General features: G+C 49.5%; 15 protein-coding genes. 11 read left to right on the forward strand and 4 right to left on the reverse strand.

Annotated features, from left to right (window positions below; all coding sequences use genetic code 11):
• Nucleotides 1–16: 16 nt before the first annotated feature.
• The 4 genes from AC58UU_RS35750 (at nt 17) to AC58UU_RS35765 (ending at nt 5,221) form a co-directional block, all read left to right on the forward strand.
• On the forward strand, nt 17–901 hold the full coding sequence (locus AC58UU_RS35750; RefSeq protein ID WP_171645433.1) for a carbohydrate ABC transporter permease: 885 nt from the start codon (nt 17–19) through the stop codon (nt 899–901).
• Nucleotides 902–923: 22 nt separating this feature from the next.
• Nucleotides 924–1,718, forward strand: a complete 795-nt coding sequence (locus AC58UU_RS35755) for an endonuclease/exonuclease/phosphatase family protein (protein WP_497322250.1) — start codon at nt 924–926, stop codon at nt 1,716–1,718.
• A gap of 27 nt (nt 1,719–1,745) precedes the next feature.
• Nucleotides 1,746–3,026 carry a CehA/McbA family metallohydrolase gene (locus AC58UU_RS35760; protein WP_497322251.1) on the forward strand — a complete coding sequence of 427 codons (1,281 nt, stop codon included), beginning with the start codon at nt 1,746–1,748 and terminating at the stop codon, nt 3,024–3,026.
• Nucleotides 3,027–3,172: 146 nt separating this feature from the next.
• The gene (locus tag AC58UU_RS35765) at nt 3,173–5,221 is read left to right on the forward strand and encodes a methyl-accepting chemotaxis protein (RefSeq protein WP_497322252.1); all 2,049 of its coding nucleotides are present in this window, start codon (nt 3,173–3,175) and stop codon (nt 5,219–5,221) included.
• Nucleotides 5,222–5,235: 14 nt separating this feature from the next.
• Here the strand turns inward: AC58UU_RS35765 and AC58UU_RS35770 are convergent, their stop codons facing one another.
• A complete protein-coding gene (locus AC58UU_RS35770; RefSeq protein ID WP_281367107.1) occupies nt 5,236–5,364 on the reverse strand; it encodes a hypothetical protein in 129 nt (42 codons plus the stop codon).
• A gap of 96 nt (nt 5,365–5,460) precedes the next feature.
• On the opposite strand from AC58UU_RS35770, the gene AC58UU_RS35775 reads away from it, so the two are divergent.
• On the forward strand, nt 5,461–6,408 hold the full coding sequence (locus AC58UU_RS35775) for an N-acetylmuramoyl-L-alanine amidase family protein (RefSeq protein WP_497322253.1): 948 nt from the start codon (nt 5,461–5,463) through the stop codon (nt 6,406–6,408).
• A 121-nt stretch (nt 6,409–6,529) separates the two neighbouring features.
• Nucleotides 6,530–7,315 carry a DODA-type extradiol aromatic ring-opening family dioxygenase gene (locus AC58UU_RS35780; RefSeq protein WP_497322254.1) on the forward strand — a complete coding sequence of 262 codons (786 nt, stop codon included), beginning with the start codon at nt 6,530–6,532 and terminating at the stop codon, nt 7,313–7,315.
• Nucleotides 7,316–7,346: 31 nt separating this feature from the next.
• Here the strand turns inward: AC58UU_RS35780 and AC58UU_RS35785 are convergent, their stop codons facing one another.
• On the reverse strand, nt 7,347–7,760 hold the full coding sequence (locus AC58UU_RS35785; RefSeq protein WP_497322255.1) for a thiol-disulfide oxidoreductase DCC family protein: 414 nt from the start codon (nt 7,758–7,760) through the stop codon (nt 7,347–7,349).
• A 232-nt stretch (nt 7,761–7,992) separates the two neighbouring features.
• Complete coding sequence (locus tag AC58UU_RS35790) at nt 7,993–8,406, reverse strand: hypothetical protein (protein ID WP_497322256.1); 414 nt, start codon at nt 8,404–8,406, stop codon at nt 7,993–7,995.
• On the opposite strand from AC58UU_RS35790, the gene AC58UU_RS35795 reads away from it, so the two are divergent.
• Nucleotides 8,405–9,223: a DUF3048 domain-containing protein gene (locus AC58UU_RS35795; RefSeq protein WP_497322266.1), complete on the forward strand. Its 819-nt coding sequence runs from the start codon at nt 8,405–8,407 to the stop codon at nt 9,221–9,223. The genes AC58UU_RS35790 and AC58UU_RS35795 overlap by 2 nt on opposite strands.
• A 138-nt stretch (nt 9,224–9,361) precedes the next feature.
• Here the strand turns inward: AC58UU_RS35795 and AC58UU_RS35800 are convergent, their stop codons facing one another.
• Nucleotides 9,362–9,988: an aminotransferase gene (locus tag AC58UU_RS35800; RefSeq protein WP_497322257.1), complete on the reverse strand. Its 627-nt coding sequence runs from the start codon at nt 9,986–9,988 to the stop codon at nt 9,362–9,364.
• Between the two features lie 239 nt (nt 9,989–10,227).
• On the opposite strand from AC58UU_RS35800, the gene AC58UU_RS35805 reads away from it, so the two are divergent.
• The 4 genes from AC58UU_RS35805 to rlmD all read left to right on the forward strand — a co-directional run bounded on the left by AC58UU_RS35805 (nt 10,228) and on the right by rlmD (nt 14,079).
• Nucleotides 10,228–10,518 (forward strand): YerC/YecD family TrpR-related protein, encoded by a 291-nt coding sequence (locus AC58UU_RS35805; protein ID WP_029198698.1) that lies wholly within the window; start codon nt 10,228–10,230, stop codon nt 10,516–10,518.
• A gap of 150 nt (nt 10,519–10,668) precedes the next feature.
• Entirely contained in the window at nt 10,669–11,475 is an 807-nt protein-coding gene (locus tag AC58UU_RS35810) for a sirohydrochlorin chelatase (RefSeq protein ID WP_497322258.1), read from the forward strand.
• Nucleotides 11,454–12,431, forward strand: a complete 978-nt coding sequence (locus AC58UU_RS35815) for a diacylglycerol kinase (RefSeq protein ID WP_497322259.1) — start codon at nt 11,454–11,456, stop codon at nt 12,429–12,431. Before AC58UU_RS35810 ends, AC58UU_RS35815 begins: the two co-directional genes overlap by 22 nt.
• Before the next feature lie 226 nt (nt 12,432–12,657).
• Nucleotides 12,658–14,079, forward strand: a complete 1,422-nt coding sequence (rlmD, locus tag AC58UU_RS35820) for a 23S rRNA (uracil(1939)-C(5))-methyltransferase RlmD (protein WP_497322260.1) — start codon at nt 12,658–12,660, stop codon at nt 14,077–14,079.
• The last annotated feature ends 106 nt before the right edge of the window (nt 14,080–14,185 follow it).

The following is a 14,185-nucleotide window of genomic DNA, read 5'->3' on the forward strand; positions in this document are numbered from 1 at the left end:
AAGCAGGTGAATGCCAGTGGTACGTAATAAGACGATTTCGGCTCGTATAACCGAAGCAGCTCTAATCTTAGTGATGCTAGTCATCTCAGCCATGTCGCTTGCGCCTGTTGTGCACGTGTTCTCCGTCTCGTTTAGCGACAACGCGGCAGCGGCTGGGGGATTCGTTAAGTTTTGGCCTGTTGGCTTTTCTTTGGAATCGTATCGTAAAATTTTGGAAGAACCGCATTTTTTCAATGCGTTCTTAGTTTCCGTCAAACGGGTTTTGCTGGGCGGGGGAATCAATTTCGTATTGACCGTTATGATGGCGTACCCGTTGTCGAGAAGCAGCAAGGAATTCCCATACCGGAACGTTTATATGTGGTTCATGCTGTTTACGATGCTGTTCAGTGGCGGGATTATTCCGTTATATTTGACCGTCAAATCATTAGGGATGTTTAACTCCATCTGGGCTCTTGTACTGCCGGGTGCGGTGCCGGTTTTTAACGTTATTTTGTTAATGAACTTCTTCCGGAACTTGCCAAAGGAGCTGAGCGACGCGGGTTACATGGACGGTGCGGGACCTTGGTATATGATGGTCAAAGTCTATCTGCCGCTTTCGCTGCCAGCAATGGCTACAGTCACTTTATTCAGTATTGTCGGTCACTGGAATTCGTTCTTTGACGGTATGATCTTTATGCGCAGTGCGGAAAATTATCCGCTGCAAACGTATATTCAGCAGCTCGTTGTCAACCAGAACGTGTTGGAACTTGATTCGACTAAGCTGGAGTTACTGATGAAAGTATCGGATAAGACACTCAACGCTGCCAAAATCGTTGTTTCGATGGTGCCGATTCTGATCGTTTATCCGTTTCTGCAAAAGTATTTTATACATGGAATCATGCTCGGTTCTGTAAAAGAATAGACAAAGAAGAGGTGCATATACGATGGAGTGGAAGGTCATGACTTTCAATTTGCGATACAATGAGCCGAAGGATGGGGACAACGCATGGCCCCATCGTGTGAGGCGCGTTTCCCATACAATCCAAGAGCACGACCCTATTCTAGTTGGCACGCAGGAAGGCTATTACGACATGCTGACCGAGCTTCACGGGGAGCTGGATGCGTACAATTGGATCGGCATGGGCCGGTTTGGCGAACATGAAAATGAGCATTGTGCTATTTTTTATAAGAAGGATCAACTTGAGGTGCTGGAGGAAGGTCATTTCTGGCTTTCGGAAACACCAGAAGTAACGGCATCCAAAAGCTGGGGAAGCATGTTCCCTAGAATGTGCACTTGGGTTCGATTCCTGGACAAACACACTCAGAAAGCATTTATCGTGTACAACACCCATTTGGATCATCATAGTCAAGAAGCTAGAGAAAATGGTGTTAAAGTGATTTGGGATTATATTCGTTCGCATAAGTCCGAGTTTTCTTTACCCGTTATTTTAATGGGGGACATGAACAGTCATCCGAGCTATCCGCCTATCCATTATTTGAGGGGGGAATACGGGGACGAAGGCCCGAAAGGGTGGCTAAAAGACGCTTATACCGTTATAGAAGGAAATGTGGGCCGAACTGCGCACGACTTCAAAGGTGGAGCAGACGAGGCGCCAATTGATTATATTTTCGTATCTCCCGAGGTGGAACTGCTGGAAACGACTGTTGATAGAAGGCAGGTTGAAGGGGGCTACCCATCGGATCATTATCCGATTATTGCTTCTTTGCGCTTACCTTAAAACAGAGCAGATCAAGGAGAGCGACAGATGAAACATGTGGAAAGAATACGTTCAGTTACAACAATTACGCGAAGAATTGCTCATTCGGAGCAAAGCACTTATATCGAAGTACCTTTTGAAATGCCCAAACATGTCGAGGAAATTGTGGTCAATTACGTGATCGAATCACAAGGTGAACAGAAGGCCGTGATCGACTTGGGTCTGAGGGACACCGGCAGAGTGAGAGGCTGGAGCGGTGGAGCGCGCAAAGCATTTCGACTTGGAAAGGAACGATCAACTCCCGGGTATTTATCGGGGGACTTAACACCCGGAAACTGGGCGGTTCTACATAACGCCTACAAAGTTCCGAGCGAAGGTTGTTCCGTAACCGTTACTATCGAATTTCTTTATAAGATATCTCGCTGGCTGAAAGGCGATCTACATACGCACAGCGTGAACAGCGACGGCACTTTTACGCTGGAAGAGAATGCGGCAAGGATGGAGGAACTCGGCTGTGATTTCATCGCCATGACGGATCACAATACGGTCAGCCAGAACATGACCTATCCGCGCCATACAAGCGTTGTCATGATACCAGGAATGGAATTCACAACGAATTTCGGACACAGCAATTTCTTGGGTGTTACCGATCCGATCCGTGACTTTCGGGTGAAGGGTCAGGAAGACGTCAATGCCAAGATTGCCGAAGCCCGTGCTAATGGAGCCAAAATTGTGATCAATCATCCGCACTGCGAGAATTGTCCATGGGAATGGGATTTCAATGTAGATCACGACTGGGTAGAAGTATGGAATGGCCCCTTTACCGAGCGGAATGTTAGAGCGCTGAATTGGTGGCATAGTCAACTCGTCTCTGGCAGAAGGCTTGTTGCTGTTGGCGGTAGCGATACCCATCGTCCGGATCCATACGTCAAGCATGCGATGCCATGTACATGGGTGTACGCTTCTGAGAAAACCGTGGATGCAATTTTAAGCGCTATTGGGCTGGGTCATGTGCTGATTACTTATGCGCCAAACGGGCCTTTTGTGGAGCTGAACTGCGGTTCTTATCGGGTTGGAGACATCGTTCCAGCAGGAGAGCGCAGTAGAGAAGTGTGTTTGCAAGCCGAGGATCTGATGGCCGGAGATATGATCAAACTGTTCAGCAACATCAGATTGGAAAAGGAAGTACTAGTGTCCTCAGACGGCGTGCTGTCCTTCCATTTTGACGCAGAGGGAACAACGTTTGTACGCGCCGAAGTATGGCGGCATTTTGATGAGGTCAACATGACGCTTATGGCTGCGTTAACGAACCCGATTTATTTTGACTAGTAAATAGTTTGAAAGCAGAAACACAACCTTTTGCATGTTAAAAGGCTGTGTTTTTTTATGTCGAAAATAAGAGGTGTTTGTCGAAAGAACACGGAATTTCTAGTGATAATCTATAATCAAAGAGATAAGTGGGGGCGATGAAGATAATGAAGCTAAAAAGTATTCAAAGTAAATTTATGCTGCTGCTTGTTCCTCTAATTGTTGTTACTCTGTTTGGCATCGTCGCGTTCGCATACGTTAAGAGCAAAGGGTTGATTAATAACGAGATTGGGCTCAAAATGCAGCAGCAGCTAGAAAGTGTGACCAGCAGCATTAATGGAAAGCTTGTTGTGCATCGTAAAGTGGGAGAAGTGCTTGCCAGGACGGTTGAGTTTGCACCTAACCAGTTGACTTTGGACAATTATAATAAAATACTAAGTAGTGATTTGACCACGAGTGAAGATACATTTGGTTTAGGAATTTTCTTTGAACCGTTCAAGTACAATGCCAAAACGAAATATTTTTCGTCTTACGTGTTCCGAGAAGGGGACAAAATTAACTTAACGCAAGACTATAACGCAGCCGATTATGATTATCCGCACTGGGATTGGTACAAAGTGGCTCAGGACACCAAGCAATCGGTTGCGTACTCTGATCCTTACTATGACGAACCGACGAAAGTCACCATGGTGACGGCGAGCGTGCCAGTCTATGATCAAAAGAAGCAGTTTCTCGCTGTTGTCACCGGCGATTTTAACCTAGCTCGCTTGCAAAAGCTTGTTGAAGAAACGAAGGTAGGCCGCACAGGCTGGGCGTTCATGGTCGATGCGAAAGGCAACTATCTAGCTCTGCCGGATAAGTCCAAGGTGATGAAGGTCAGTATGGATAAGGACCCGAACCCGTCGATAAGTGCGCTGGCGCCAACGCTGCTTTCCCAGCCAAATGGCCAGTCAACCATCACAGATGACAAGGGAATTAATCGTATTTATTATCAAAAGATACCGGAAACGGGCTGGACGATTGCGCTCGTTATGCCAGAAAAAGAGCTGCTAGAGCCTGTGAAAAAGCTGGTCATTTCCTTGGGCATAGGCGGCCTGATCGCACTGGTCATTATGGTGCTTGTGATTATCTTATTCAGTCGATACCTCATTAACCTAATACGAAAAGCCAAAGCGATGGCAGGTCGCATTGCGGAAGGTGATTTAACGCAGCATATGGAAGTAAAAACGAGTGACGAACTAGGACAAATGGGGCATTCCTTCAATGAAATGATTCAGAGGCTTCGTACGATGCTTGGATCGATTTCGATGCACACGCACACCGTTGCTTCTATGTCCGAGCAATTATCGGCTAGCGCAGAGGAAACTTCGAGAGCGACAGAGCAGATTGCAGATTCCATCCAGCAAGTCGCTTCAAGTGCCGATGAGCAAAGTCACATGAATGATACGTCGAAAAAGACGGTTACCGATATCGCCAAGCGGCTTGTATCGATTGTGGACGGCGTTAAGAAGGTAAATGATTCAACAGAAAAAACGGCTGAGACAGCTGAAAAAGGGAACAGAGCTGTAGGCGAGGTAACGGAGCAAATGAAGCTCATTCACCGCAACATGGAGCAATCGTCCATGATTGTAGATGAGCTCAGCGGGAAATCGCTGCAAATCGGGGAAATGATCACGTTGATTACATCGTTATCCAGTCAGACGAACTTGTTAGCACTCAATGCCTCGATTGAAGCAGCACGAGCTGGCGAGCACGGTAAGGGCTTTGCCGTCGTTGCGACCGAAGTTCGCAAGCTGGCCGAACAATCCGCGACAGCAGCGGACCGTATTCGCAGCTTAATCGGTGACATCCAATCTGAAATTAACAGTGCGGTAGATTCCATGAATAAGGGTACTCAAGCAGTCAATGATGGAACCTTAATGAGCGAAAGTGCGAAGGCTGCGTTCCTGGCTATTCTTCAAGCGGTGGAGGATGTTTTTGGACATGTGAAAGAAGTGTCTCAATCGGCTGTCTTCATTCAATCCGACTCGAAACATATGGTTGAGGTTGTCGAGCAAATTTGTGCCATTTCCAGTCAATCACTAGAGAGCACACACAGCATAGCCGCAGCAGCTGAGCAGCAGCTTGCTTCCATGGAAGAAGTTAGCGCAGCTTCTCAATCATTGTCCAAAATGGCTGACGAGCTCCAAGAGGTCGTCAAAGTATTTAAGGTATAATAACAAGATAGAAATTATTTGTCATCGGTGCCCCTGATATACTTGTCCTTGTTTTTGTAAACGTACCAAAAGGCAACGAGTACACCAACGATTAAAGCAATCGATAACCAGTGGTGAGAAATGAAGCTCCAGAGAGTATTCATGTGAGTATCTCCTCTAATTTTTATTTTAAGGATAGTTTTGGCAGGAGATGTTTGTTTCATGCATCGGGCAAGCAACAACATGAAAGGCGGAGAACCGTGAAGGTAACAAAAAACCGGAAGCCGTGGATGGCTTTCATGAGTGTTGTTGTATGGATGGTCCTAGTTCTGGTCGCGGTTGGTTGTTCGTCGCAAGTATTGGATAGCTCGGCTATACCGCAGGAATTGCCCATCGTAAACAAGGAAACGCCTGCGGCTACGAGTAGTGTGACTACGCAGCCGGTAGTGGAAAGTCCTGCTGCTGAGAAAGCACTGCAGGTGCCTACAGCAGAGTCTACACCAGAGGCTACAACGAAGCCTACATCAGAGGTTAGACCAAAGCCTGCGGCTTCCAAAACCACTGCCACGCCTAAACAAGGAAGACTTGTCATGCTGGATCCCGGACATCAGCGTTATGGTAATAATGCTCCGGAGTCGGTAGGTCCCGATACGCGGGAAACCAAGCCAAAGGTCAGCTCTGGCACGGTCGGCGTACGAACGAAAAAACCGGAATACGTGCTCAATCTGGAAGTTGCACTGCTGATCAAGGACGAGTTGGTCCGCCGCGGCATAGAGGTTGCGATGACCCGCGAGTCGCATGAGGTCGATATCAGCAATAAGCAGCGCGCGGATATGGCGAACGAAGCAGGAGCAGCGCTGGCTGTACGCATTCATGCGGATGGCGATAGTTCACCGAAGACCAAAGGGTTTTCGGTGTTGTACCCATCGGCTACCTCAGCAGCGGTGAAGCCTATCGCAGCCGAAAGCCATGAAGCAGCTGGCTTTATTCTAGAGCATCTGAAGGCAGCTACTGACACGGCTGGAAGAGGACTATCAGCACGCAGCGACTTATCAGGCTTCAATTGGTCCAAAGTTCCAGTTGTGCTGGTCGAGCTTGGCTTCATGACCAATCCGGAAGAAGATGAGCTGATGTCCAAAGCGGAATATCAGAAGAAGCTGGCTCAAGGTATCGCAGACGGTATTGAGCAGTTTTTGAAAAGCCGATGAGCTAGAGAATAGGTTAATATTGAAGCCGCCCCTATCAAGGGCGGTTTTATTTGTGACCAAAGGCGTATAATGTATAGTATATTGGTAAAAAGTTACCATTTAGGAAGAAGGGGGATCTGCCATGCTGCCATCTTTTTTCATTGCCCATGGAGCACCGAGTTTGGCGATCGAGCAGCATGCTTACACCGAGTTTTTGCAGAAGCTGGCCAAGAGCATTCCCGCGCCTAAAGCTATCGTGCTGTTCAGTGCACATTGGGAAAGTCCTGTGCAGAAGATTAGCTCGGCGATTCATCTGGAAACGATTTATGATTTCTCGGGTTTTTCGGAAAAGCTTTATGACATTAAGTACCCAGCTAAAGGGGATTTGACGCTATGTTTACATATACAGCGATTGTTTCAGGAAGAGGGCATTCGTTGTGAGCTCGATGATGAGCGAGGCTTGGATCACGGGGCGTGGGCACCGCTGCATATTATGTATCCAGATGCGCAGATACCGGTAGTGGCGCTCTCTGTGAATCCGCGTTTGACGGCGGAAGAGCATTATCGCATCGGTGCGGCATTAGGCCCCTTGCGGGAAGAGGATGTTCTCATCCTCGGCAGCGGAGGAACGGTTCACAACTTGCGTAGGCTAGATCAGAATAATCCTGTGCCGCAGGTGTGGGCGGTGGAATTCGATGAGTGGTTGGCGGAGCAGCTGGAGACGTGGAATTTGGATGCGTTAGTTCGATATGACGAAAGAGCGCCTAACGCGCGGGAGGCGGTTCCGACGCCGGAGCATTTTGTGCCTTTGCTGCTTGCACTAGGTGCGGCGGACACTACACGCAGGGCTAAGCTGCTGCATCATAGCTTTCAGATGGGCACGCTGAGCTTATGCTGTTGGATGTTTGGCGGGATGAGGAAGTCGTAGTCGGAAACCGAGCGGGAACAGCGGGAAATTGCTAATCCAGGAATCGCGCTTTGAACTCAGGCTTCGGCAGCATGCAGTGCTCCGCTTTGCCGAACCAGCGATAGCGGTTCCGCGCCACGAACGTATAGCCTAGATTCCTGAGCGGAACGGGAATGATGATGGCCGCATACGCCAGAGGCCAAGCGCCACGCAGCCTCCGGGCAATGCGCAGCGCAGCGGTTGAACGGGTATAGGAGCGGCCGCCCTCAATCAGGACGATCGTGCTGATGATATCCGTAGGCAGGTTGTGCTGCTCGAGCAGCTTTTGGCCGCTATCCGATTGTAAGGAAGCAAAGCGGAAAATCCCCTTCGGATCGTTCCGCAGGATGAACTGAACAGCACCGCTGCACAGATTGCAGACCCCGTCGAACAATACGATGGCTTGGTCATCGGTGAGTGTGGTCATGGAATAGCCTCCTTTTTGGCGAATAGGGAATAGTTGAGTAGTTGATGCAAAAAGTGCATCTAATTCCTGTGGGCAAACCGTCTATAAAGGTAGAAGCTGCAAATAGTGCAGCAAAAATGACCCATTTTAGCCAATTCAACGTGTTTAGGAGAAATTAGCTGTAGTTTTTGCAGTAAATCTGCTTAAAACGCCTTTTTGAGCTGAATTTGATGCACAAAATGCATGAATTTGTTTAAAACATACACATAATCCATCTCTCCCTACTATACCTAATCACAGTCGCAGCTCCAACTACCTTTTGCCCCACAAGCATAAAAAGTCTTCTACCTATCGCATCACTAGCATATACATTTACTAGAACGATTAAGAGAAGAGGTGCAGCCCTGTTGAAATCATTGCCTTCATTCCGTAAAAAAAACCTTAGCGCCTGGCTCGTCCTTGGATGCTCTGTCATAGTTATTGTCGGTTGCAGCGATACGCCTGCCTCCTTACCACCCGCCAGCCCGAATGCCGCTGAAGCTACGCCCGCCGCATCGCCAGCTACCAAACCTACTGCCACAGCTGTGGAGACGGAGCAACCGTACAAATTCCCGCTAACGGGTTTGCCTACCGATAAAGAAGTGAAGAGCCGGCCCTTCATGGTCATGGTCGAAAATGCCCCGCAAGCCAGGCCCCAAACCGGCCTAGATCAAGCCGACATCGTCTATGAGATTCTCGCAGAGGGCGAGATTACGAGATTCGTCTCCGTTTTCCAGAGCCAAGCAGCGAAGACCATTGGTCCCGTGCGCAGCATCCGCCCTTATTTCGTGGAGATCGGCGACGCGCTCGATGCGGTTATCGTCCATGCAGGCTGGAGTCAGGAAGCGATGGATATGATGGCAGGCCGCAAGCTGGCCCATCTCGATGAGGTGTACGGCGATGGCGCCTACTACTGGCGCGCGACGGATCGTAAGGCACCACACAATCTCTATACCTCTGTGGATAAAATGAAGCAGGGCGCCGAGGCGCGCAAATTCCGCTCCGAATGGAACGGACCGCTGCTCACTTTTGCCAAGGATGGTCAAAGTAAGCTTACCGGCGCAGCCGTGAACTATATTCAAATTCCTTATATTCAAGGGTATTTCGCTTCCTATGAATACAATGCCACTGAAGGTGTGTACAAGCGCAGCATGGAGGGCAAGCCGCATCTCGACAAGGAGACCGGCAAACAGCTGCAAACCAAAAATCTGCTCGTACTCGAAAGCAAGCATAAGATAGTGGACAAAGAGGGGCGCCGGACGGTGGATGTTTTTGGACCCGGTAAAGGTCTCATTCTGCAAGAAGGCAAATCCCAGCAGATCACTTGGGAACGTAAAAATGGCATGCTTCGCGCCTATGCGGAGGGTGGCAAGGAAGTGCCGCTGCTGCCAGGCAACACCTGGGTTCAGATCGTACCAGAGGGCACAACAGTGAAAATGGAATAACCAATAGATAGGCGCAGAGAAGCCGCCCTGCTTGGGTTTAGCACCAAGACGAGGCGGCTTTCTCGTGCGCTTTTTTGGAATTATTTTGACCTGCGTATGACTAGAGGTTGACCTGAGAGTGATCTGTGTAGGATAATCTTATCGGCGTTTGCGTTTGGTTAAGGAGGTTTTGGAAGCTCCTTTTCTTCTAGGGCCTGAGCTTGATTTCTTACGGCGTTTGGTTTTGGGTTTAAATATTTCTTCCAAGTCATCTGTTGAATTCACTTTTCCTTTGCCAATTGAACCCAAAAGGGTTTTCACCATAGGTGCCATTTGTTGAAAGGTGCTCATGAACTTCTGGACCTTGCCCATTGTGCCGATGATGCCGTCGATACCACCCATACGTTCAACGAAGCCGGAGATTTGCTTCAAATTCAAGCCGCTCAGTGGGTTAGACGAGGCACCACCTGCAGCTCCACCACCGCCACCTCCTAAGAGGTTGCTTAGGAAATTACCGCCTCCGCCACCACTTGCGCCGCTAGGATTTCCACCACCACCAAAAAATCCGCCACCAGCATTACCGCCGCTTTGGCCACCGAAGAGATTACCGCCTCCTTCGAAAGGAGTAGGAAATCCTCCGCCTTGTGCAAACGGATTGCCGCCACCGCCTAAGCCCGGATATTGCCCGAAGCCGCCATTCCCGAGTTGGGTAGGTAAAGTTAAGCTTCTTGTATGCACCTCAGGACGGTTACCGCCATTACCAATGATTTGTCTTTGATTGCTCACTAGGATTCACTATCCTTTTTATCAAATTTGTCTCCTACAGGATATGTCACTTGCCTACCGTTGGTATGGACGAATGTCACGGGTATAGTTAATTGTCACAATTCACCTCATTAACGCATAGAAATTTTAACGTTTCGCAATCCTAAAGGAAGGATTTATACGTGGCGTGTCGAATGATACACAGGAGCTTAAACTGATCTTATAAGCTAACATGCTTTTCTACCGGGAGTTGACAACCTATGCAATTAAAAAAATTAAATGATAAAGCAATAGACCAGCTTTTTGAAGCCGTGCTGACGCTCAAAGATATTGAAGAGTGCTATGTCTTTTTTGATGACCTATGCACAGTGAACGAGATTCAATCGCTTTCCCAACGCCTTGAGGTTGCTCGCATGCTGCGCAAGGGCTGTACCTATAACCAGATCGAAGCCGAGACGGGCGCATCAACAGCAACCATTTCTCGTGTCAAAAGATGCCTGAACTACGGAAACGACGGCTATGTGCTGACGCTAGATCGTTTAGGTCGTTAATTGAGTTGATTGTCGAAAAAGAATTCAAGATCCTGCGTTACTTGCGTAATGCGGGATTTTTCCTGTTTATTTGCAGGTCAATTGACATGTGTGAACACATTCGTTAGCATAGGATTTATAGGCTTGGTTAGAACGGGTGGGGAAAACAAAATGAGTGAGTATGGTGTGCTAGTCATAAGCCATGGATCTCGGGATGAGGGCTGGGTTCAGCTGGTCGATGATGCCGTGTCTGCCGTCAGGATGCCGATGAATGTTCCGATCTACGCTTCTTATCTGGAGTTGGTGGAAGGTCGATTAATTCAAGATGGTATTTACAGTTTAGAGGCGCAAGGCGTGACGGATATTATCGTCGTTCCACTGTTCGTGTCCTCTGGGAGTACACATATTGATGAAATCAGCTACGCCCTAGGTGTGATTGAACAGCCACTGCTCGAGACAGATATGGAACCTTTTGATATCAAGGCGCGCATTCATTTCACATCACCAATTGATGACGACCCCGTTATTGCTGAGATTATTTATGCGAAAATCAAAGAGCTTTCCGAATCGCCAAGCCAGGAAATCGTCCTGCTCATCGGCCACGGAAGTAAAGAGAAGGGCTTCCATCTCAAGTGGCGCCAAGGCTTAGAGCTGCTCGCAGAGCGGTTGAAAGTGTTAGGCGGCTACGACGAGGCGGATGTCGCTATGCTTTTGCCAGATCAAGTGAAACAGAAGATGACAGGGTGGGCTCAGAAGAAGCCTGACCATGCCGTCGTCGTTGCGCCGCTTTTTCTAAGTGAAGGCTATTTCACGACGCAAGTCATCCCTTCCCGCATGGAAGGGTTCGAATATCGGTACAATGGACGGGCGCTGCTGCCTAGTCCGCTAATTTCCAAATGGATCGAGAAGCAGATTGCTTCAGAAATCGCAGAAGGCGAAACAGGTGATGAGACGCAATGGTCAAAAGAGCAAGACTGATCTATAATCCGACTTCTGGCCGGGAAGAAATGAAAAAGCGTTTGCCAGAGATACTTCAGCGCCTGGAGCGCGGTGGTTTCGAAACATCCACTCACGCTACCATCGGTGAAGGCGACGCAACACTCGCTGCGGCACATGCCGTTAGTCGAGGCTTTGATTTGATTATCGCCGCAGGCGGAGACGGCACCCTGTGCGAAGTCGTCAACGGCATGGCCGAGAGGGAAGGCAGGCCCCCGCTTGGCATTTTGCCGCTGGGAACGACCAACGATTTTGCCAGGGCGCTCGGCATTCCTAAGAATTTGGAGTACGCCTGCGACCTGATCGTTCAGCAGTACACAACCGACATTGATGTAGGCAAAATCAACAACCGCTACTTCATTAATATCGCCGGTGGCGGCTCGATGACCGAGCTGACGTACGAAGTCCCAAGCAAGCTCAAGACCATGATCGGCCAGTTGGCCTATTATATGAAGGGACTCGAGAAGTTGCCTAGGCTAAAGCCGATTGAGCTGTACGTCAAGGCAGGCGAAATGGAACTTCATGAGGAAGTCATGATGTTCCTCGTCGGCAACTCCAACTCCGTCGGCGGCTTCGAGAAGCTGGCTCCCGAAGCGAGTATGAATGATGGATTGTTCGATGTGCTGATTCTACGCAAGTGTAATCTTGCTGAGTTTATAAGAGTGGTTACGCTCGCACTGCGCGGCGAACATTTGAGCGATCCGAATCTGATTTATTTCCAAACGAATCATATCGAGATCAATTCGCCGGACTACGTCCAGTTGAATCTGGATGGAGAGTTCGGGGGCACGCTGCCTTGTGTGATGACGAATTTGAAGAGTCATTTGCAGATTATTGTGGATGAGTCGGGGCAGTCGATTTATAAGAAGACGTTTTTAGAGACGTTGACCACGCCGTTTCATTTGAGGAACGGGCAGGGGGATGGGGATCAAGAGTAATTTAACCTCTCCGTCCTGTTAACTAAATAAGAGATTGAGCTATTGTTTAATTTTAGGTTTTTATTAAAGTGAGGGTCTTATGAGAGCAAAAGGTAAATCTGGCTCTGTGTCAGGTAAAGATAGAGGAACTGGGAAGTTTGGGACGGCAGGGAATAGAGGGAATTCCGGTAGGACAGGGAATTCTGGAAAAGCAGGGAATTCCGTCGCGAAGGCGGCTCCGGCTTGGATGGCCGATCTGCCGGTGCAGATCGGGCAGCAATATGAGGCTGAGATCATTGGGATCAGCCATGATGGCGAAGGGGTAGGCCGTGTGAATGGCTTTACCCTTTTTGTCGCTGGTGCGCTGCCAGGTGAGCGCGCGCTTGTGCGGGTGGGGCATTTGAAGAAGCAGTATGGTTATGCTGCGCTTGTGGAAGTTCTGGAAGTGAGTCCAGATCGGGTTGTTCCGGATTGTGGGATATACGAGGAATGTGGCGGCTGTCAGCTGCAGCATTTGAGTTATGAGGCGCAGCTTCGCGTGAAGCGCCAGCAGGTGGTGGATAATCTGCAGCGGATTGGGAAGCTGCAGGTTGCGGGGGAGCCAACACTAGGTCATCTTGATGCTGGTGCTTCAGATGAAGGGATTATAGTTCATCCTACGCTGGGGATGACCGATCCGTGGCGGTATCGGAACAAGGCGCAGGTCCCTTTTGGGGAAGAGCAGGGCGGACTCATCGGCGGATTCTATGCGCAGGGAAGCCATCGCATCATCAATATGGATGAGTGTTTGATTCAACATGAGTCGAACGACGAAGTCGTTGCTCGTGTGAAAGAGATCGGCGCGCGTCTTGGTATTCGCGCTTATGATGAAGAGCGTAATGCCGGACTGCTGCGCCACGTCGTCGTCAAAGTCGGCTTCCGCACGGGAGAGATCATGGTCGTGCTCGTAACTAACGGCACCGAGATTCCTCGTGTCGCCGAGTGGGTCGCGGGCATTCGGGCTGCACTACCCGGCGTTAAGAGCATTTGCCATAACATTAATGTGAAACAGACGAATGTTATTTTTGGGGATGATACTCGAGTCCTATGGGGCAGCGAGGTCATCTATGACTATATCGGCGATGTGAAATTTGCAATTTCCGCGCGATCGTTTTATCAAGTGAACCCCGTACAGACGGAAGTCTTGTACGGGAAGGCACTTGAGTACGCCGCGCTGACTGGCGGCGAGACGGTTGTCGATGCCTACTGCGGCATCGGTACGATCTCCCTGTTCCTCGCCCAGAAGGCGGGACAGGTGTACGGGGTCGAGATCGTCGAGGAGGCGATCGCGGATGCACGGAAGAATGCCGAGTTAAACGGCATGACGAACGTGCACTTCGAGGCAGGCCCAGCGGAAGTGGTCCTCCCCGAGTGGACACGCCAGGGCGTCCGGCCCGACGTGATCGTGGTGGACCCGCCCCGCAAGGGCTGCGATCCGGCGCTGCTCGCGACGATCCTCGAGCTGCAGCCGCGGCGTGTCGTCTACGTGTCGTGCAGCGCATCGACACTCGCGCGCGACTTGCGCGTGCTCGTCGATGGCGGGTACGGCGTCGCGGAGGTGACGCCGGTTGATATGTTTCCGCATACGACACATGTGGAGTGTACAGTGTTACTAAAATGGGTGGTGTAGCAAACAAATAAACCTTTGATATAACAAACAAACTCCTGACAAAATCGCAATAAAGCCTTGATAAGCCAGGAAAATGCCAGAAATAGAACGCCAGAATCGAGCCACA

Source organism: Paenibacillus sp. JT22N1, from assembly GCF_059692155.1.